The sequence below is a fragment of the Globicatella sp. HMSC072A10 genome (genome assembly GCF_001811625.1).
Lineage (GTDB): Bacteria > Bacillota > Bacilli > Lactobacillales > Aerococcaceae > Globicatella > Globicatella sanguinis.
This window is the reverse complement of the sequence record NZ_KV805728.1, coordinates 1-21,809: the sequence shown is the minus strand read 5'-3', so window position 1 is coordinate 21,809 and position 21,809 is coordinate 1. Positions and strand designations below refer to the sequence as shown.

Annotated in this window: 20 protein-coding genes; 2 read left to right on the top strand and 18 right to left on the bottom strand. The window is 34.5% G+C overall.

All coding sequences use genetic code 11. The features are described 5' to 3' along the window. The first annotated feature begins 311 nt into the window (after positions 1-311). Together HMPREF2811_RS05950 and mscL are read left to right on the top strand one after the other, a co-directional pair. Positions 312-1,421 carry an NAD(P)/FAD-dependent oxidoreductase gene (locus HMPREF2811_RS05950; protein ID WP_071408534.1) on the top strand — a complete coding sequence of 370 codons (1,110 nt, stop codon included), beginning with the start codon at positions 312-314 and terminating at the stop codon, positions 1,419-1,421. A 99-nt stretch (positions 1,422-1,520) separates the two neighbouring features. Beyond that, positions 1,521-1,889, top strand: a complete 369-nt coding sequence (mscL, locus tag HMPREF2811_RS05945) for a large conductance mechanosensitive channel protein MscL (protein WP_071408533.1) — start codon at positions 1,521-1,523, stop codon at positions 1,887-1,889. Positions 1,890-1,941: 52 nt separating this feature from the next. On the opposite strand, the gene ftsX is transcribed toward mscL, so the two are convergent. The 18 genes from ftsX to purR form a co-directional block, all read right to left on the bottom strand. Then, positions 1,942-2,832, bottom strand: a complete 891-nt coding sequence (gene ftsX / locus HMPREF2811_RS05940) for a permease-like cell division protein FtsX (RefSeq protein WP_071408532.1) — start codon at positions 2,830-2,832, stop codon at positions 1,942-1,944. Beyond that, positions 2,819-3,505 carry a cell division ATP-binding protein FtsE gene (gene ftsE, locus HMPREF2811_RS05935; RefSeq protein ID WP_071408531.1) on the bottom strand — a complete coding sequence of 229 codons (687 nt, stop codon included), beginning with the start codon at positions 3,503-3,505 and terminating at the stop codon, positions 2,819-2,821. Before ftsE ends, ftsX begins: the two co-directional genes overlap by 14 nt. Positions 3,506-3,588: 83 nt before the next feature. After that, positions 3,589-4,705, bottom strand: a protein-coding gene (gene prfB / locus HMPREF2811_RS05930) for a peptide chain release factor 2 (protein WP_141749270.1) whose coding sequence is annotated in 2 segments (ribosomal slippage) — positions 3,589-4,632 and positions 4,634-4,705 — 1,116 coding nt in all. Because the reading frame shifts where the segments join, the coding sequence is not laid out codon by codon here. Positions 4,706-4,923: 218 nt separating this feature from the next. After that, on the bottom strand, positions 4,924-7,359 hold the full coding sequence (gene secA / locus HMPREF2811_RS05925) for a preprotein translocase subunit SecA (protein ID WP_071408529.1): 2,436 nt from the start codon (positions 7,357-7,359) through the stop codon (positions 4,924-4,926). A gap of 171 nt (positions 7,360-7,530) precedes the next feature. Continuing rightward, positions 7,531-7,776 (bottom strand): hypothetical protein, encoded by a 246-nt coding sequence (locus HMPREF2811_RS05920; RefSeq protein ID WP_071408528.1) that lies wholly within the window; start codon positions 7,774-7,776, stop codon positions 7,531-7,533. Between the two features lie 106 nt (positions 7,777-7,882). Next, positions 7,883-8,437 (bottom strand): ribosome hibernation-promoting factor, HPF/YfiA family, encoded by a 555-nt coding sequence (hpf, locus tag HMPREF2811_RS05915; RefSeq protein WP_066126250.1) that lies wholly within the window; start codon positions 8,435-8,437, stop codon positions 7,883-7,885. Between the two features lie 209 nt (positions 8,438-8,646). After that, positions 8,647-9,366: a ComF family protein gene (locus HMPREF2811_RS05910; protein ID WP_071408527.1), complete on the bottom strand. Its 720-nt coding sequence runs from the start codon at positions 9,364-9,366 to the stop codon at positions 8,647-8,649. Further along, positions 9,359-10,711 carry an ATP-dependent helicase ComFA gene (locus HMPREF2811_RS05905; protein WP_071408526.1) on the bottom strand — a complete coding sequence of 451 codons (1,353 nt, stop codon included), beginning with the start codon at positions 10,709-10,711 and terminating at the stop codon, positions 9,359-9,361. Before HMPREF2811_RS05905 ends, HMPREF2811_RS05910 begins: the two co-directional genes overlap by 8 nt. Positions 10,712-10,805: 94 nt before the next feature. Next, a complete protein-coding gene (locus HMPREF2811_RS05900) occupies positions 10,806-11,843 on the bottom strand; it encodes an LLM class flavin-dependent oxidoreductase (RefSeq protein ID WP_246829819.1) in 1,038 nt (345 codons plus the stop codon). A 288-nt stretch (positions 11,844-12,131) separates the two neighbouring features. After that, complete coding sequence (locus tag HMPREF2811_RS05895; RefSeq protein ID WP_071408524.1) at positions 12,132-13,007, bottom strand: DegV family protein; 876 nt, start codon at positions 13,005-13,007, stop codon at positions 12,132-12,134. Between the two features lie 14 nt (positions 13,008-13,021). After that, positions 13,022-13,672, bottom strand: coding sequence for a YigZ family protein (locus HMPREF2811_RS05890; protein ID WP_071408523.1), 651 nt, complete (start codon positions 13,670-13,672; stop codon positions 13,022-13,024). Between the two features lie 10 nt (positions 13,673-13,682). Then, a complete protein-coding gene (locus tag HMPREF2811_RS05885) occupies positions 13,683-14,555 on the bottom strand; it encodes a DegV family protein (RefSeq protein ID WP_071408522.1) in 873 nt (290 codons plus the stop codon). A 14-nt stretch (positions 14,556-14,569) separates the two neighbouring features. Continuing rightward, positions 14,570-15,607: an MraY family glycosyltransferase gene (locus HMPREF2811_RS05880; RefSeq protein WP_066126331.1), complete on the bottom strand. Its 1,038-nt coding sequence runs from the start codon at positions 15,605-15,607 to the stop codon at positions 14,570-14,572. Between the two features lie 26 nt (positions 15,608-15,633). Beyond that, the gene (nadE, locus tag HMPREF2811_RS05875; protein WP_071408521.1) at positions 15,634-16,464 is read right to left on the bottom strand and encodes an ammonia-dependent NAD(+) synthetase; all 831 of its coding nucleotides are present in this window, start codon (positions 16,462-16,464) and stop codon (positions 15,634-15,636) included. Continuing rightward, positions 16,464-17,951, bottom strand: a complete 1,488-nt coding sequence (locus tag HMPREF2811_RS05870; RefSeq protein ID WP_174519406.1) for a nicotinate phosphoribosyltransferase — start codon at positions 17,949-17,951, stop codon at positions 16,464-16,466. The genes nadE and HMPREF2811_RS05870 overlap by 1 nt, the downstream gene beginning before the upstream one ends. Before the next feature lie 202 nt (positions 17,952-18,153). Beyond that, on the bottom strand, positions 18,154-19,152 hold the full coding sequence (locus tag HMPREF2811_RS05865; protein ID WP_071408520.1) for a ribose-phosphate diphosphokinase: 999 nt from the start codon (positions 19,150-19,152) through the stop codon (positions 18,154-18,156). Positions 19,153-19,177: 25 nt separating this feature from the next. Beyond that, complete coding sequence (gene glmU / locus HMPREF2811_RS05860) at positions 19,178-20,548, bottom strand: bifunctional UDP-N-acetylglucosamine diphosphorylase/glucosamine-1-phosphate N-acetyltransferase GlmU (protein ID WP_071408519.1); 1,371 nt, start codon at positions 20,546-20,548, stop codon at positions 19,178-19,180. 76 nt (positions 20,549-20,624) lie between these two features. Beyond that, positions 20,625-21,464, bottom strand: coding sequence for a pur operon repressor (purR, locus tag HMPREF2811_RS05855; protein WP_246829818.1), 840 nt, complete (start codon positions 21,462-21,464; stop codon positions 20,625-20,627). Positions 21,465-21,809 lie beyond the last annotated feature (345 nt).

The following is a 21,809-nucleotide window of genomic DNA, read 5'->3' as shown; positions in this document are numbered from 1 at the left end:
TTAACATTCAAAAATTTTTAGCGAGAGTGGGCAAGGTGTAGAAAATTAGCTGATTTTCGTTTCCTCTGCCTACCTCCGCATATTGAGTGGTCTCAAACTGTGTCTTAATGACTTATTTGAGACCACTTATCTTTTGTGCTGTCAATTAAATAGCACAATCCATACGATTTTTTTAAATTTGATTCCTTACTCCTCATTTATATCTTTTTAGAATTCAGTACTCTTTAAAATGATTTTCTTTTTAAGCATTCTTTCTAGAATGTTTTATGATAAAATGAATCTAATTATTAATAAAGGAAGAAGGCAAAATAATGAAACAAATCGCCATTGTTGGTGGTGGTATTGTTGGATCTACCGCTGCATATTATTTAACGAGGGCTGGTTACCATGTCACGCTATTCGATGAAGGGACAGGTCAAGCTACCAAAGCGGCTGCCGGAATTATCTGTCCATGGTTTAGTCAAAGACGCAATAAACCTTGGTATCATCTTGTGTCAAAAGGTGCTGAATTTTATCGTCAGCTTATAGCAGATTTATCCAGCGATTCATTTGATGTTGCTAACATTTTTGAAGAACAAGGAACGTTACTTATTCGCAAATCAGAAAAAGCCTTGAATCGTGACCAAAAAGCTGCGGAAGAAAAAAGAAAAGATTCCCCAACTATTCAAGAAGTTAAAACTGTCTGGAATGATAATCTAAAAGATTACTGTCCCTTATTGGAAACAGATTTAAATGCTACGTTTGTGACAGGTGGCGCCCGTGTAGATGGACTTGGTTTAATCAACACATTACATGCCGCTATTCAAAAATTAGGTGGGAGGATCTACTATGAAACAGCTCAATTAAGATCACCCGATACACTCTACTCACCTTCTTTAGGACAAAAACAATTTCAAGCAATCTTATTAGCAGCAGGAGCTTGGTTACCCAATTTATTAAATCCTTTAGGCTATTCAGTCGATATTCGACCTCAAAAAGGTCAGCTCTATATGATTCATAATGATCAATGGCAAAATAACCAATGGCCTGTTATTATGCCCCCAGGAAAAATAGATATTATCCCTAATAAAAAAGGGGAAATTGTACTCGGTGCTACTCACGAGGATGATCAAGGCTTTGACCTGACCGTTGATGCTTCAAAATTAAAAGAATTAACAGCTGAAGCGAAATTATGGATTCCTACCATCGATCAATATCAAATTAAAGCAACACGTGTTGGAACACGTGCTTATACTTCTGATTATTCCGTTTTAGTAGGACAAGTACCTGAAACAGATTCTTTATGGGCAATTTCTGGACTCGGTTCATCCGGTCTCACCAGTGGTCCTTATTTAGGATATCAATGGAGTCAATTAATAATGAATGGGCAATGGGATATTAATCCAAATGACTACCCTATTGAAAAATATATTACAAAGTAAATTTATAATCTTTTTTAATAGTAATTGACACCTTTTTAAATGAAATTATTTTAAATTTATGGTATAGTTGACACACATTGAAATTAGGAGGAAGAAATAATGTTGAAAGAGTTTAAAGAGTTTATTGCTAATGATAATATTTTACAATTAGCAACAGCTGTTATTATGGGTACTGCTTTTACTGCAATTATTACTAGTTTAGTTGAAGATATTTTTATGCCAATCATTGTAGCCATTACTGGTCAAGCTGATGTTTCAGGCATTGCTTTAAAAATAGGAAACACTACTTTAGGTGTTGGTAACTTTATTCAAGCTATTATTAATTTTATTTTAATCGCTGCTTTCTTATTCTTGGTTATTAAAGGTTTAGAAAAAGTTCAAAGACCTAAACCTGTTGAGGAAGTACCTGCTGGACCAACTGAAACTGAATTATTACAAGACATTTTAACTGAATTACGTAAAAAATAATTCTATAAAAAAAGCGTTGTGAACCATTTTCTGCTTCACAACGTTTTTTATCTTATATTCTTAAAAATTGGCGCATCGAACGACGGGCTCCAAAAATACCTAAAGTTATTCCTATAATCAATATGCCGATTCCAATATATAGTAGTAATGGCATCGTTGGTAAAAATTGAATATTTACCATTCCGAAAATTTGTCCCGGTACGCGACGAACAGCTTCGTAAATAGCATAGAGTATACCAAAGGCAATGCCTGCGCCCAAAATACCGATAAAAGCTCCTTCGTAAGCAAAGGGTGCTCGAATAAAGCTATTTTTCGCTCCTACTAAACGCATAATCTCAATTTCTGTCTGTCTGGCAAAGATTGTAAGACGAATCGTATTACTAATTAACAAGACCGCTACTACAATTAAAATAGCTGCAATTACAGCGAGAATATAACGTAAGACATCAATCTGCTTAAATAAATTATCTGCTGTTAAGGCACCGTAATTCGCTTCTGAAACATACTTTAAGTCATTAATTTGATTAGCAACTTGGCTAATGTTGTCAACATCATCTACGTCTACAACGTATACATTTAATAAAGGATTTGCATCGCCTTCATGGAGAGCAAATTCTTCCCCTACATTTTCGATTAAGGCTTCTAATTCTTCATCTTTAGTCCGATACGTAATCGTCTTAACATGTTGTATCGCTTGAATTTCTTCTTTTAACCATTTTTCATCTTGCTCATTGGCGGCAGCATCTATCATTACACGAATTTGAATACTTGATTCAATATCTGAAGTAATCTTTTCAATATTGGTTAATAGTAAGACGAGTCCTCCTATCATAAACAAGGTTAAAGCCATTGTAAAAACGGAGGCGGTTGTCATCCAACCATTTCTAAATAAATTCCGGATACCATCACGAACATGACGAAAAAAATTTCTAATGATGATCATCGTATTCCCCCTTATAATCATCGCGAACCAAGTGTCCTCGATTCAATTCTAATACACGATGACGATAGTCATTAACGAATGTTTCGTTATGTGTTCCCATGATAACAGTAGTGCCTAAATTATTGATATCTTCCAATAGTTTCAAAATTCCTAGAGCGGTCTCAGGATCTAAATTACCAGTCGGTTCATCGGCAATTAGAATAGCGGGCTTATTAACGACTGCCCTAGCAATCGCCACTCTTTGTTGCTCTCCACCAGATAATTCTTCTGGTAACTGATTGACTTTCGTTCTTAAACCCACTTGCTCTAACACTTCATTAACTCGATGCTTAATATCTTTACTTTTCTTACCAGTAACTTCCATTGCATAAGCAACATTTTCATAAACAGTTAGTTTAGGTAATAATTTAAAATCTTGAAAAACAACTCCTACATAACGTCTTAAAAAAGGGACTTCTTTGTCCTTCATTTTAGGCATTTGATATTTACCTACTTGTAGTCGTCCTTTCGTAGGAACTTCTTCGCGATAAAGTAATTTCATAAAAGTTGATTTTCCTGAACCACTCGGTCCGACTAAATAAACAAATTCGCCTTGCTCAATGCGTAAGGTGATATTGTCTAATGCTTTAATACCATTAGGATATTGCTTCGTTACATTCATTAGTTCTATCATCATTTTCTCCTTTTCAGGTATTTTCTCCTCTAGTTTAACATAAAAATATTATTATCTTTTATCAAACGAGTATCAAATCATTGTCATTCTTCTCGATGGTCTTGAATACGCCATTTCAAATAAGCATCGATAAACTCATTTAGATCGCCATCCATTACTGCTTGGGTATTACCTGTCTCATAATTAGTACGATGGTCTTTTACCATTGAATAAGGATGAAAAACATACGATCTAATTTGTGAACCCCAAGCAATTTTACTTTGTTCACCTTTTAATTCCGCAATTTCTTGAGCCTTTTTTTCTTCCTCCAATTGATAGAGTTTTGCTTTTAATAATTTCATCGCCAAATCACGGTTTTGAAACTGTGAGCGTTGAGATTGGCTTTGTGTCACAATTCCAGTTGGAATATGAGTGATTCGGATAGCGGAACTGGTTTTATTAATATGTTGGCCTCCGGCTCCTGATGCTCGATACGTATCGATTCGTAAATCATCTTGATTGATTTCTAATTCAATTGTATCATCAATCATCGGTGTTACTTCAACTGAACAAAACGAGGTGTGTCGACGACTATTCGAATCGAATGGCGAAATCCTTACTAAACGATGGACACCTTTTTCTGATTTCAAGTATCCATAAGCATTATGACCTTCAATTTCAAGAGTCACACTTTTAATACCGGCCTCTTCACCATCTTGATAGTCTACCATACTCACATTAAAACCATTTTGGTCCGCCCAACGTTGGTACATTCTTAATAACATACTACCCCAATCTTGTGACTCTGTTCCACCAGCACCGGGATGAATCTCTAAAATAGCATTCGAGGCATCATGTGGTTCTGATAATAATAATTTCAATTGATAATTCGTTAAACTTTTTTTCAATTGAACTACTTGCTCAATTGCTTCTTCTATTAAATCATGGTCATCAGATTCTTCAAATAGTTCGACTGCCATTGAAATCTCTTCAAACTGTCCTTCTAATCCTTTAAAAGTTTGATAAGTGGATTTTGCTTCATTCAATAAATTAATAGTCTTTTGAGCTTGTTCATTATCATCCCAAAAATGGGCATCCGTCATTTGATGCTCATAATCTGCAATATCGGCTTCTAATGCATCAAAGTCAAAGAGAACCCCTAAAACTATTAATTTGTTTTTCGGCTTCTGTCATAAACTGTTTTATCTCATATAATTCCATCGTTAATTAATATTCCTTTCTGTAAAAAAAGAGAGTGGACCAGAAGTTGAAAATCTGTGATTTTCGCTTCTATAGCCCACCCCTCACAGTTGACTCGTTTTTAAAACCAGTCCAACCGAACTTTGTTTTAAGTCAGTCAACCACTGCACTTTTAGATTTTTAAGAAGGTCGTGAAAAACATAATCTTCGTATGCTCCACCTATCTTCACATAATAATATTATTTAATCGCATCTTTTGGTGCTGAACTAGGCGCTGGACGAGCTGCAGGATTATTCACTTGTTCACGTTCCACATTTTGTCTAATTTGAGCCTTCATGACAAAACGTGTGATATCCGCTTCAATTGCAGCGATCATCTCTTGGAATCGTTCATAACCTTCAGTTTGATATTCCGTTAATGGGTTTGTTTGTGCATAAGCACGTAATCCGACACCTTGTCTTAAATGATCCATCATATCGATATGGTCTGTCCATTTCGCATCTACCACTTTAAGTGTAATAACTTTTTCAAACTCATTGACTTGTTCTGGTGTTGCCAGGGTTTGAATCTTTTCATCATACGCTTTAGATGCTTTATCGAATAAATAATCAACCAATTGTTTTGGTGATTTACCTTGTAAGTCAGATAATGAAATTTCGTCTGGATGGAATAAAGAATTGTGGGCAAATTCTAATAAGCCTTCTAAATTCCATGTTTTCTTTTCACCTTCAGTAGCATAATCTACTTGGGCTTGAATCGTACGTTTAATCATTGCTTTAATATAAGGAGTTAAGCTACCTTCTTCTTGAATAACTTGTAAACGTTGACCATAAATAACTTCACGTTGTTCACGCATGACTTCATCATATTCTAGCACGTTTTTACGAGTATCATAGTTATTACCTTCAACGCGTTTTTGAGCTGATTCAACTTGACGTGACAACATCTTACTTTGAATTGCCACATCATCTTCTTCATCTTCAGTCATATTTAATTTTTGCCATACAGCTTGAACACGATCTGAACCAAAGCGACGCATTAAATCATCTTCTAAAGATAAATAAAATTGAGAAGCACCTGGATCTCCTTGACGTCCTGCACGTCCACGTAATTGATTATCAATACGACGTGATTCATGGCGTTCTGTTCCGATAACACATAAACCGCCTATTTCTTTAACACCACTGCCTAATTTAATATCAGTACCACGACCCGCCATGTTGGTTGCAATCGTTACAGCACCACGTTGTCCTGCTTGCATCACGATTTCCGCTTCTTTAAAGTGGTTTTTAGCATTCAACACTTCATGTGGGATACCTTCTTGTGTTAATAAGCGCGATAAATATTCACTGGTTTCCACCGCAACTGTCCCCACCAAAATCGGTTGTCCTTTTTCATGACGTTCCTTAATGTCTTTAACGACTGCACGGAATTTGGTTTTTAAGTTTGGATATAATAAATCGGCTGCATCATCACGAATGACGGGACGATTGGTTGGGATTGAAACAACATTCATATTATATATCTCGCGGAACTCTTCTTCTTCTGTTTTAGCAGTCCCGGTCATTCCGGATAATTTTTCATACATACGGAAGTAATTTTGGAAAGTAATGGTCGCCATTGTTTTGGATTCATTTTCAATTTCGACGCCTTCTTTTGCTTCAATCGCTTGATGTAAGCCATCAGAATAACGTCGTCCTTCCATAATACGTCCTGTAAATGGATCGACGATTTTTACTTTACCTTCATCAACTACATAATCAATATCATGAATCATGATGTAATTGGCACGTAACGCTTGATCAATATGGTGAACTAGAGCCGTATTATTAACATCATAAAGATTTGGTAAACGGAAGACACGTTCCGCTTTATCAACCCCGGTATCGGTTAAGGCAATCGTTTTAGAAGTTAAATCAATAGTATAATCTTCTTCTTCTTTTAATCCTTTTGCAAAATAATCAGCACGTGAATAAAGAGCCGTTGAACGACCTGCTTGGCCTGAAATAATTAGAGGTGTACGAGCCTCATCAATTAAAATAGAGTCTACCTCATCCACTACCGCAAAATGTAAAGGACGTTGAACCATTTGATGCTTATAAACAACCATGTTGTCACGTAAATAGTCAAAGCCTAATTCATTATTAGTCGAATAAGTCACATCACAATTGTAAGCAGCACGTTTTTCCGCCGCTGACATACTGTTCAAGTTTAAACCAACTGTTAGGCCTAGGAAACGGAAGACTTCACCCATCTCCTTTGAGTCACGTGTGGCTAAATAATCGTTAACCGTTACAACGTGAACCCCTTTTCCAGTTAAAGCATTTAAATAAACAGGCATTGTTTCGGTTAATGTTTTACCTTCACCGGTTTTCATTTCGGCAATATCACCATTATGGATAACAAGCCCACCTTGAATTTGTACTTTATAAGGGAATAACCCTAAAACACGTCTTGCTGCTTCACGGGTCACCGCAAATGCTTCAACGGTAATATCATCAAGGGTCTCACCTTTAGATAAACGTTCTTTAAAGATATTAGTTTGACCACGTAATTCTTCATCGGTCATATCCTTGTAACGTTGTTCTAATTCCATTACTTTATCAGCAATTTTTGCTGTTCTTTTCAATTCTGCTTTGTCATTTTCAAACATATTTTTCAGAATATTCGCCATTAATTCATAGCTCCTTTGTCAATCAATCTTTATCTTTTATAATCTCAATTAAAATTATACATTCACTCTCTCATTATATCATTAAAGCTATCTAAATAGAAACATTTTTTCTATTTTAAACATATCTTAGCGCATCATTTAGCTTTTCACATTATTTTGCTTTGAATTAGATTAAACAAAGAAACTAATGATGCCGGCAATCAAATAACCGACTAAAATAATAGGGAAAAAATCTACTGGTTTTCCCATAGAATGGGTTTTACCTATATTCATCACATCATGATGATTTTGACCAAATAAAATAATAAATGATAAAATGAGACCAATAAAATAAGCCATTGGTACGTTAAGAACCAGAATTAGCCCTATTACCATAGCGAAGATAAATGTCACAATTTTCTTTTGACTTTGATCCATAAAATCCTCCTAATCTTCATTTTAGATTATAACATAAGAAAAGGATGGTAAACGAATGAACTCCTATGAATTCTTTCGTTTTCCCATCCTTAATTAGTTAATTTACTTACATTGAAGCTGTTTCAATTAAACCATAACGTCCATCTTTACGACGGTACACAATATTAATTTCATCTGTTTCAGCATCAGTGAAGATAAAAAAGTCATGTCCAAGCATATTCATTTGTAATACTGCTTCTTCACTGTCCATTGGTTTTAAATTCACACGTTTTGAACGTACAATCTCTAATTCAGTTTCTGATTCAGGTTTTACATCTTCTGCAACAAATTGTGTTGCCAATCCATCAAATCCACGTTCTCTAGATTTGCGATGAATTTTTGTTTTATATTTGCGTACTTGTCTTTCTAATTTATCCACAACTAAATCAATACTTGCATATAAATCTGGAGTGGTTTCTTCTGCACGCAATACTAAAAATGATAGTGGAATCGTTACTTCAGCTTTTGCAGTTTTATCAGGATAAACTTTTAAATTAACATACGCTGTTGCTTCAGGTACATCATCAAAGAAACGTTCTAATTTTGAAACTTTCTTTTCTGCATAATCTCGTATTGCTTTAGTAACCTCAATATTTTCTCCACGAACATTATACGTAAACATACAAATCCCTCATTTCATATAAAGTTACAATGAGTAAATTCATCATTTTGATTCCGCTAAAAATAGGAGCTTTCTTCTCAATGACTTCTTTTACTATTGTTAAAAAGCATTGGCTAGCTTTTAACATATTATACCACATTTTTAATTTTTTGGAAACGTAATCAAATATTTTATCGCATAGTTTTCAAATATTTTCATAATATTATTGTTTATATTAAACTATCACGTGCCAGAGTAAGACTTAAACATCGTTCAATTGAATGTTGAAATAACAGTTCTTTCGCTCTAATTAGGGTGGTTCCCGTTGTATAGACATCATCCACGATTAAAATATTTTTTGTCTCTAACTTTTCTTTGTTGATCATAAAGGGTTGTACTAAATTCAATCGTTCTTTTTTATTTTTCTTAGCCTGACTCTGTCCTGGCTGATGAATATTATAATCGAATAATTCTTGATAAGGAATATGGGCGAATTCAAACAAAACCTGTATTTGATTAAACCCTCTTTTTTTATAATTTTGCGGTGAACTGGGTAAATAAGTCCATGTATAATTTGAATATTGATAATAGTATTCTTTCAAAATTGGTAGCATGACTTGTGCTTGTCTGATATCCCCTAAATATTTATAATCACGAATCCAATCTTTAAAAAAATCATTATATTCAAAAATAGAACGATGATTTAAATAATGTTCATCATATAACTTTAACCATTGTTGGCAATCGAAACAAATTATTTCATCAGCTTTTATTAGTGGATGTTGACAGTAGCAACAGACTCCTTTAGTAGCACATTTTTTAAATTTTGACTGACAGCTTTCACAACATGATGGCCACTCAATGGTAGTAAAACTCCAAATTTGTTGCCAACTTAATTGTTGACGTAACGGCTCTTGACATCTTAAACAATGGGTTATTTCATCAATCATTAAGTAGTCCCATCTTTCTAGCAAGACGATTCATTTTCCTAATATTATGACGAGCTTTAATCATTGATACACTAATACCATAATGCGCATACCATAGTTCTCCTGTAGGATAATTCGGTTTGCGCCCAACACGACCACTCATTTGAATAATCGCCGAACTACTATAAGCTCGATCCTCACTACCAATAATCATGACCTGACAATTTGTAAAAGTCACACCTCTTTCTAAGATTGTGGTACTGATTAAAGTAGATAATTCTCCTTGTCGTAACTGATGTACTTTTTCTTTGCGCAAATAATCTTTCGCATGAACAACAGCCATTTTGTTAGCAAGTGCTTCTGCTTGTAGCCATTCATATAAAGCTTCAGCTAAAAGAATATCAGGCATAAATATCAATTTTACACCTTTTAATAATAAAAATTGTTTTATTTTAACCATTAAGGGTCCTGAAGACTGTTTTAGCATTATTTGTTGACGCCAATCGCCAATCCAAATAAATTGTGGTTCTGGAAGTGGATAACGATGATAGCGTGCAGGTAAAATCGTTCTTTCAGCCTTTTTTTGCCTTATTAACTTCTCAATATAACTATCTGGTGTTGCTGTTAGATAAATTAACTTTCCTTCCTTTTTCACCGCATTTTTGACCGCAAAATGTAAGCTATCATCTCCCGCTAAGGGAAAGGCATCCACTTCATCGACAATAATTAAGTCAAAAGCATGATAAAATTTCCATAATTGATGGGTGGTCGCGATGACAATCCGGGTATAATGATAGGCTTCTGTCATGGTCCCATGAAGCGTGATGACTTTCACGGTCTTGAAAGCTTCTTGTAGACGTGGTGCTAATTCTAAACAAACATCAATTCTAGGCGAAGCCATCGCTACTCTGCCTCCTTGCTGTAATACTTTCTCAATAACTTTAAAAATCATTTCTGTTTTACCCGCACCTGTTACTGCTTGAATAATGTGGATTTTTTGATACTGATGAAGCTTGTTACACATAGCTGTTGATGCTCGATGTTGTTCATCAGAAAGTTGTCCGCGCCAAGTAAGGAGTGGACTATCGTCAACTTGATGTTGATAGGCTGGAATGCGATACAAAAATTCTGCTGAACTTATTCTTCCTAATTGTAAACAATTTATACAATAAACCCTCTCTTTATTAAGTTGTTTAAACTCGGTCTGATTACCACAGCGCTGGCATTGCCAATGATTGTTCTTTAATTTTATGATGGCTGGAATTTTTTCGAAAAGAGTCACTTGGTGTTCCAACTCTGATACTAATATTTGAAATTTTTCTAAATCAGACACACTTAATTGTCTGCCGGCTAATGCTTCTTCCATTTCTTCACCTTCTTTATAAGTAAATACGTGAAAAAAATAAAAACTCTTGAATCAATGAATGATTTTTTCATTTCATCGAGACAAGAGTTCTATCTTATTTAGTTGTATATTTTTTTACTTCAGGAATTACTTTTTCGCCCAATAAGGTAATCGTCCGTTTAACTTCTTCAAATGGCATGCCACCAAAATCGATTTGTCCAATATAGCGAGTCATTCCCAATTCTTCATACTGTTTAATTAATTTTTCTACTACCAATTCTGGGCTTCCGACATTAATGACTGAATCAAGATTTTTAGCTTTTTCAAATTGTTTTCTCTCAATTCCTTGTTCATTCACCGTAATGGAACCCTCATTGATAAATGGATAGTATTCATCAATTGCTTGTGATGTGTCAGGTCGCACAAATAAATAGCTTGCAACAGCTAATGGGAACTGGCTTGGTTCAAAGCCTTCATGGTTTAACGACTGACGATATTGATCAATTAATAATTGATAATGTTTTAAATCCCCACTAAAGTGCGATACATAAATTGGATCCCCTGCTTGACCAGCCTGTTTTACTGACTCTAAACTTCCGCCAACAGCTCGCCAAATTGGTAATCCTTGTTCCTGAAGAGCACGGGGTAATACAGGAACATTATTTAAAGGAGCACGATGTTCACCGGTCCAGTTAACAACTTCCCGTTGATTGATTAATTTTAAAAGCTCAAATTTTTCATTAAATAAGGCTTCGTAATCAGCTAATTCAAATCCTAATGTCTCATAGAGACCCGTCCGAGCAGACCTTCCACATACCAATTCCATTCGACCATCTGATAGTAAATCAATTGTTGATGCGGCTTCGTATACCCTTACTGGATCAGCTACGCCTATAATGGTAGCACCTGAAGCTAAGCGAATCGTTTTAGTACTTTGAGCAATCGCGCTTAAAATAATTAAATGGGCTTGACTAATAAAATTGCGTTGATGCGATTCTCCTACTTGAAAAATATCAAAACCAGCTTGTTCGGCTAATTGTGCCATTTCAATAATATTTTTAATCCGTTCTTGAGGCGTAATCAATTGTTTGGTATGAGGGTTTACAACATGTTCTCCTAAAGTATATAAACCTAATTCTAATCCTGTGGACACATAATCCCTCCTAAATATCTAATCCATTTAAAATTATGCTTTTATTTACCTTTTCATCATACCTTAAAGCGTTAAAAAATTCTACCGCTAGCTAAAATATAAAGATAAAAAATAAAAAAGGAATGAGAGTGAAGTAAAAAAATAACTTACCTTCAACTAACCCACTCCCGAACTAAACAGCTCTATGCAATTCCTATAAGTACAACATGAATATTATAAGTCGTTTACTATGACGAGGATAGAAAGAGCACTAGAAATTATGATGTTAATTTAGCACTATAATATATATTATAAATAATTTTCAATATTTGGAATAATGGCAATACCTTTTGTTCCTCGTCCTGTATGAGTTCCCACTACAGGTCCCAAAGCTGAAACCGAAGAGGTGATTCCTGGATGCTCAGCAACAATTTGCATTTCAACCTTTTTAATTTCGTCATACGCGTCTCCATGCGCAAATGCAATACTAATCCCTTTCGGATATTTGTCGGTTGCTTCTTGAACTAATTCAGACCACCGCTTAAACACTCGTTTATTGGTTCTAATTTTTTCAAACAAAACAATTTTACCCTCTTGATCAAAATAGAGTAATGGTCGTATTTGTAATACACCACCTAAGAGGGCACTTGTGGCACTTAATCGGCCACCTTTTACTAAGTTGGTTAAATCTTCAACCATTAAATAAATACGACTTTCATTAGCCAACCAATTTAATTTATTCGCAATAAGTGAAGAGTCTTCTCCTTGATCAATCATTTTTAAAGCCGCTCTTACTAGACCTTCCATCGTCACAGAAGCTCCCTTGGAATCAATACAATAGGCTTGTATTTTATCTTGATACTCACTGGTAACCATTACCGCGGTTTGATAAGTACCACTAATCCCTGCTGATAAGTGAATACAAAAAACGGTTTGATATCCCTCAGCTACTAAGTGATCAAGCAACTCATAATATTTACCTACTTGTGGTTGAGAGGTGGTAGGTAGTTGAGTTTCTTTACTTAAACGATCATAGAATGATTTTAATTGTGCTGGCGCACAGGTATCACTGATGACAGTGCCATCACTAAAATTAACTGTTAAATCAATTGTATAAACATTTGATAGTGAATTTAATTCTTCAGACAGATAGCCTACACTATCGACAATTAATGCAGTTTTCATTGATTACCTCCTCTTTATGATTTATTTTTTATTGGAATATAGACCGTGTCTTCACCAATTTTTTCCCAAGTCAGTTGTCCATTAAATAATGAAATTAACTCTTCTTCTACTGTTTTTGCACTTTCGATATTAACAGCTAATTGATAATTGACTTGGTCGGTATATATTGTATCAAGGATAGTGATAGGATGCTCGGTTTTATTGAGAAAATAATTAAAAGTATCTACTGAGGGATAACCAATAATTAAAGAAATCCGCATCTGACTAATATTAGCGACGATTTCTGCCTCTTTTAAAGCTTCACTCACTGAATTACCATAAGCTCGAATTAATCCGCCAGTCCCTAATTTGATACCTCCAAAATAGCGAACTACCACAGCCAATATATTGGTTAGTTTATGATGCTTTAACACCTCTAACATTGGTACGCCCGCTGTGCCACTAGGTTCGCCATCATCACTCATTCTTTGAATGGAAAAATCTTCCCCTATTACAAAGGCTGAACAGTGATGATTCGCTTTATGATGTTCTTTACGAATAGTTTTCAATTTTTCTTCAACTTCGGCCTCAGTCTTAACAGGGACCAAATAAGTTATAAAGCGTGATTTTTTTATTTCCATTTCAGAAACAAATTCTTTTAAAATAGTACGAAAATTCTCGGACAATTGATCCCTCCTAATGAGTTGCAACAGGAATTATTGCCATTCCTTTGACACCATTTCCGCCGTGTACGCCTACTACTGGTGTCAAATAACCTATGCCAAAGGATTTTATTTGAGGAAATTTCTTTTTCATTGTTTCTTGAACAGCTGCGACCGCTTCATAAGCGTCTCCATGAGCAAATCTTAAATGAATGCCATTAGGAAACTTTTGCAATGCATTTTCAACAATTTCTTCCCAACGCTTATAAACTTTCTTCTCTGTTCTAATTTTTTCGATTACTTGAACTGCTCCCGTATCAGTAAATTCTAATAATGGTTTTATTTGCAGTAAGGACCCTAAAAAAGCATTGGCAGATGATAAGCGTCCTGATTTTACTAGGTTATTCAAATCTTCAATGACCATATAAATATGAGATTCTTCAGCTAGCCAATTTAATTTTTCATTAATCTCTTTAAAAGTAAGCCCCATATTTTGCATCTCTAACGCCTGTTCTAACATATTCTCAATTACAACAGAAGTACCTTTTGAATCAATCGCTGTGACCATTAAACGATCTGAATATTCATTTAAAACCATTTGCGATGTTTGAAAAGTGCCGCTTAACTGACTAGACAAATTAATCACAATGACTGCTTGGTAATTATTTGCTATTAATTGATCCATTAATTGGTAATATTCACCTGGTGACGGTTGCGCAGTAGTGGGTAATTGAGTTTCTTCTTTTAAACGTTGATAAAAAGCTTTTACTTTTGAATCTTCTGTTGAATCCTCATACACATCGCCATTGGCAAAATTAATCGTTAAATTTAAAACATAAACATCTGGATGTTGTTTTAATTCGTCTTTTAATCCAGCGGTACTATCTACGATATAAGCTATTTTCATTCTATCATCCTTTACTATTTATTTTGTTTAGATAATTTATTCATTGTTACCATTAAAATGATTAAAATGATTCCGGTTACGATTAACCAAATTACTCGATAATTAGGCCAGATATGTGAAAAAATTGCAATTAAAGAAAAGATAATCGTGATACAAATCATTGATAAAACCACTTGTCTCTTTGAAAAACCAAATCTTAACAATCGATGATGTAAATGCTCGCGATCGGCTTGACCAATCGGTTTATTCGTTAAGAATCGTCTCATCATCGCATAACTTGCATCAAACAATGGAACCATATAGATTAAAACAGGTACTATTAATGAAAATAAACTAGCATTTTTCAAATTTGAAACCGATAAAGCAGCATACATGAAGCCAATAAATAAAGCCCCAGTATCCCCTAAATAGATTCTTGCCGGTACCCAATTAAAAGGTAAAAAACCTAAAATAGCACCTGTTAATAAGATTAACATTGTCAGAAATGCCATTCTAATGGACAAACTAAAAAAGTAAGTCGTAATAATTAAGGTAATTAAACTGACAATGGATACTGAGCAAGCTAAACCATCAACGCCATCAATCAGATTTACCGCATTGGTCACCGCATAAATCCACATAATAGTAGCAGAATAGGATAATATTTCAAAAAATAAAGGACTCGCTTCAGGTAATAATGCAGAAGAAAATTCAATGCCTGCTTTAAAATACAATAGATTCGCAGCTAATAGAATCCCGATAGTTTTTTGTATCGGATTTAATTCAATCGTATCATCAATAATCCCCACGATTAGGATGACAATCGAGGCAATGAACAACCAAAATTGATTACTTGACGATAATAATTGAGGTATTGTGAAAATAGACCCGATCCAAAAACTTAAAAATATGGCAATCCCACCATAACTGGCAACTTTTTTTTGACTCTCTTGAATTTGATGTGGATCCTTATCGAGCCACTTTTTTCTTTTAGCAATATGTAATAGTACAGCTGTTAGTACAAAAGATAAAAGAGTTACTTGTAAGAAGGCCGTTCCTATTTGGCTTAGCATCTCACTGTCTCCTTTCTACCAACTTATTAATTTTTCCAAAAATCATCGAAAATGGTAATAGGTAAATGACGTTTATGTTGCGATTTAAGGTACCATTTTTCGATTGTTTCTGCGTCTTGTTCTGATACTTCTTTACCCGTTAAATAATCATCAATGGCTTGATACGTTACTCCTAAAGCCACTTCATCAGCAATCATCGGTTTATTTTCTTCTAAATCCGCTGTAGGAACTTTTAAATATAATCGTTCTGGTGACTGAAGTTCTTTCATTAATTCGCGTCCTTGGCCTTTAGTTAAGCGCCATAATGGTGTGATATCAGCGGCACCATCGCCAAATTTGGTATAAAAACCGGTTACGGCCTCCGCGGCATGATCGGTACCAATCACAGCCCCAGCCATTTGTCCGGCAATCGCATACTGGACAATCATTCTTTGACGAGCCTTAATATTTCCTTTATTGTAATCACTAATAGCTAACGGATTCATTTCCAATGCTTTAACCATCGCATCAGTGCTCTCTTTAATATTAATAGTCATTATTTGATCAGGTTGAATAAATTCAAGCGCCGCTATAGCATCCGCTTCATCATTTTGAACTCCATAAGGTAGACGAACTGCAATAAATTGATAACTTTCATCACCGGTTTCTGCTCTGATTTCTTCTATCGCTAATTGAGCTAAACGACCGGCTAGACTTGAATCTTGTCCACCACTAATTCCTAAAACATAAGTTTTTAAAAATGGATGTGCCATTAAATATTCTTTTAAGAAATCAATGGTACGTCTTACTTCTTGCTTTGGATCAATTGTAGGAGCAACATGCAAAGCGCTAATAATTTCCTGTTGTAAAGGACGCATTATTGATCACCTTTTTCCATTTTTTTAACTTGACTGTCGATTTTTGAACGAATGTCTTTAATACTTGCCATTTTTTCATCATATAATTTTTGAGATAAGTCTACCGGATATTGTTCAGGGTTTAAAATCCGTTTGTATTCATCCCATAATGCATTAATCGATTTATTAGCGTAGTCTTTCACTTCAGATAATGAAGGAACTTCATATACTAACTCACCCTTTTTAAAGACCTCAACTAATAATGGCTTAGCAGTAAAGTCTTTAACTGTCTTATTGATATATGTATGTACCGGATGGAACATAAAAAGTTCATCTAATAAATCGGGACGTTCATCAATTAAAGCAACATAATCACCTTCGGATTTGCCATCACGATTACGTGTAATACGCCAAACTTGTTTCACACCTGGAGTCGACATTTTTTCAGCATTACTTGAAATTTTCATGGTTGGTACCATTTCACCATTTTCATCCTCAATGCTGACTAATTTATATACCGCTCCGAGTGAAGGTTGATCGAAAGCAGTAATAATTTTAGTCCCAACACCCCAATCATCAATTTTTGCCCCTTGCATTCTTAAGTTAAGAATCGTTTTTTCATCTAAATCATTAGAAGCAATAATGTGAGCATCTGGGAAACCTGCCTCATCTAATTGTTCACGAATTTTTTTTGATTGATAAGCCATGTCACCAGAGTCAATTCGAACTCCTAAGAAATTAATTTTATCACCCATTTCACGTGCTACACGGATAGCAGTGGGCACACCTGAACGTAATGTATCATAAGTATCCACTAAAAATACAACATTTTTATGTGATTCAGCATATTTTTTAAATGCAGTATATTCATCACGATAGGCTTGTACTAAAGAATGAGCATGAGTACCGGAGACAGGAATACCGAATAATTTTCCAGCACGAACATTACTAGTCGAATCAAATCCTCCAATATAAGCAGCACGAGTACCCCAAATAGCTGCTTCCATTTCTTGAGCACGACGGGTTCCAAATTCTGATAACTTATCATTCTCACCAATCACACTACGCATACGAGAGGCTTTAGTGGCAATCAATGTTTGGAAATTTAAAATATTGAGTATCGCAGTTTCAACGATTTGACATTGACCTAAAGGCCCTTCAATTTGAATTAAAGGTTCGTTTGCAAAACATAGTTCTCCTTCAACCAAACTTCTCACGGTACAAGTAAATTTGAAATCACGTAAATAGTCTAAAAATTCCTGTGGATATAAGTCTAAGCTTTCTAAATATTCAATATCAGTTTTGGAAAAACGCAAATTACTTAAATATTGAACGATTCGTTCTAATCCTGCAAAAACAGCATATCCATTTTCAAAAGGATTTTTTCTAAAATAGGCTTCAAATACCGCTTGTCGATCAGCTGTATTGTCATCCCAATACGTTTTTAACATATTTATTTGATATAGGTCAGTATGTAATGATAAACTATCATCCGTATAATTAAACATAATATACTCCTTCATTATTAACGTCAATTTAATCTTTATTTTGACTTTTACTTTTGTTCATTATACCACATCTAATTAGTCAAGTTCCATGAAGAGCCTTAGTTTCTATAGAGAAAGCCTTGCTGGGCGCACCGAAAAAACCTTTCAAACTTCGTAAATTGGTTTGAAAGGTTTTATTAATGGATTAACTATTTAACTCAAATTAATCCAAAATATTGAATTTTTCGCTAAATAATGGACTGACAGAACGATTTTCATGGATTCGACGAATGGCTTCTCCCACTAACTGACTAACGGAAATAATTTCAATTTTATCAATTTTCTTTTCTTCCGGTAAGACAATTGAATCGGTAATAATCACTTTTTCAACTGGCGCTGCTTCTAATTTTTCTTTTGCATTGCCTGATAAAATAGCGTGAGTACAACAAATATAAACTTCTTTAGCACCTTTTTCTTTTAAGGCATTGGCGGCTAAAGTAATCGTTCCAGCTGTATCAATCATATCATCAATAATAATACATTTTTTACCTTCAACATCCCCCACGATATTCATGATTTCCGCAACATTTGGACGTGGACGGCGTTTATCAATGATTGCAATTGGAGATTTTAAGAATTCTGCTAATTTTCTAGCGCGAGTAACACCACCATGGTCAGGGGAAACGACTACGCAATCATCCCCATGTAAATTATTTTCTAAGAAATAATTCGCTAATAAAGGTGCTCCCATTAAGTGGTCCACTGGTATATCAAAGAATCCTTGAATTTGAGCTGCATGCAAGTCTAATGCTAAAATACGAGAAGCTCCTGCCATCGTCAACATATTCGCTACTAACTTAGCTGTAATCGGCTCTCTTGATTGGGCTTTGCGGTCTTGTCTCGCATATCCATAATAAGGAATCACAATATTAATTGTTTTTGCACTTGCACGACGTAAAGCATCAATCATAATCATTAATTCCATTAAATGATCACTTACTGGGAATGAAGTTGATTGAACGACGTAAACATGATCTCCACGAACACTTTCTTCAATATTTACTTTAATTTCACCGTCAGAAAAATGAGAAATTGTTAATTGTCCTAATTCAATTCCTACTTCTTCTGCAATTTTTTCTGCTAAGGGTCTATTTGAACTTAATGAAAAAATCTTCAATTTTGGATCTTTATAATGTACTTTTGTCACGAAATGAACCTCCATTTAATTTTGATCTATTTTCTGACGCTTATTTTTTTTGTAATTTTTCCCAATAGCCTGGAATATTTTTTTGTTCAGATCTTGAAATGACTAATGATTCTGATTCAACATCTTTGATTACCGTTGTGCCGGCCGCAACAAATACTTTTTCACCTATATTAACAGGTGAAACAATATTCGCATTACATCCAATAAAGGCATCTTTTCCAACATGTGAACGATGTTTATGTTTACCATCATAATTCACAAAAATGGTACCGCATCCCACATTAATATTTTCTTCTAAATCAGCATCCCCAATATAAGTTAAATGGCCTGCTTTGGTTCCTTCACCAATCGTACTATTTTTTACTTCTACAAAGTTTCCAATATGTACATTTTTATCTAACTTACTGTTTGGACGAAGATGAGCAAACGGTCCAATTGTCACGCCTTCTGCAACGACTGATTTTTCAATAACTGATTGAGAAATTTCGACATTATCTGCAATTTCACTATCTACGATTTCGCTATTAGCACCTATTAAACAATCAGATCCAATAATGGTATTGCCTTTTAACATGACACCCGGTTCAATAATGGTATCGTTACCGATTTTAACACTTGCTTCAATAAAGGTAGTCGCTGGGTTCACGATGGTGACACCATTGCGCATATGCTCTAAATTAATACGTTTTGTCATTAACTCATTTGCTTGAGATAAAGCGACACGATCATTTACTCCTAATGCTTCTGACATATCATCCATAATATAAGCGGAAATTTTACCGCCTTCAGCCTTAATCAATTCAATCACATCTGGTAAATAATATTCACCTTGGGCATTATCATTTTTGACATTTGCTAGAGCTTTAAATAAAGCTTTATTATCAAAAACGTAAGTACCTGTATTGATTTCTGTAATTTTCAATTCTGATTCTGAAGCGTCTTTTTGTTCGACAATTTTTTCAACATCTTCACTCGTAGAACGTACGACACGTCCATAGCCCGTTGGATCTTCAGCAATAGCTGTTAAAATAGTTGCACTTGTTTGGTTTTCCGAATGATATTTAAATAGATAATTTAAAGTGTCACTTGAAAGTAACGGCGTATCGCCACAAATAACCAATGTTTGTCCCTCTAAATCACCAATTAAATCTTTAGCTTGTAGGACCGCGTGACCCGTTCCTAATTGTTCCTCTTGCAATGCGTACTTAGATTGTTCACCTAAAACTTCTTTAACTGTTTCAGCACCATGGCCAACAATTGTAACAATTTCATCTACACCCGATGATTTTACTGAATTTACCACATGTTCCACCATCGATAAGCCACATACTGGATGCAATACTTTGTATAATTTTGACTTCATCCTGGTTCCTTTTCCGGCTGCTAGAATAACAGCTAAACGATTTTCCATCAAAACACTCCTCTTTGTATTTCTTACCATCTAATTATAGCACAATGAGAACAGAATATTGATAAAAAAACTGCATTTACTCAAAAAAAGTTCCAAGTTCTGATTGAAGTTCAAAACGTGATTCTTCTTTATTATAAACGATTTCGACCTTTAATAAAGAGTCATAATCCGGGATGGGTTCATGGTCTCGATATGTACTCTCAACAAACACGCAAATCCCAACAGTTTTACAATCAAATTCTTCAATTAAATTCATTAATCCAATCATTGTTCCACCATTTCGAAGAAAGTCATCAATGATTAAAACTTTACTTCCTGCTTTTAAACTAACTTTTGAAAGTTCCATTTTAGAAACTCTTTGATGAGACCCTGATACATAGTTAACAGAAATAGTAGAACCATCCATTTCAGAAGAACTTCTTCGAGCCACTACATGAGGAACATTTAAATATTTAGCAACCGCAACACAAAGACCAATTCCTTTAGTTTCAATCGTTACGACAGCATCAATCTCTTCTTTTTGATATTTCACGGCAATTAGTTTCGCAATGTTATCTAATAACCTAGGATCTTGTAATAAATCCGCTAAATATACATAATTTCCTGGTAAAATTCTCTTTCCTTCGGTTAATCTCTGACGAATTTCATCCATTAATTCATTTGTCTTAACGTCTGAATAAGCCGGTCTAAAAATCATGCCGCCTTGAACACCCGCTATTGTTTCAATGACACCAATCTCTGTTTCTTCAAAAATCCCTCTAACAAAATCAATGTCTTCACTGATAGAAGATTTAGCAGAGTTAAAATAATCGGAAAAATATGATAAACCAATTAATTCATTTGGATGAGTCACAAAATATTGACTAATGTAAACAATCCTCTGATTGCGTTTCATTTTATTCGACATTGTTGCCATAAAAAAACCTCCAGTCTCTTAATAAATCTATTATAGCAAAAAAACAAATGATAGCTAGTAAATAATTGTTAATGTTCGTAAAAATTAATAAAGAATTAATAAGTAAAAAAACTAATACAATCATCAAATGCCTAACTATACTACATATAAGATTCATCTAGCATATAACCGAAATTTAAAGACCACACCAATTGAAAATAACACCATAACAAGATTTTAGATCATATTTGTAAATACGTTAGCCCCATTGACATAGAGACTCCGTTAGATAATATAAAAGCAAACAAAAAAACCTTAGCGCCAAAAAGCAACCAAGGTCTTCAAAACTGATGTATTTATAAAAAA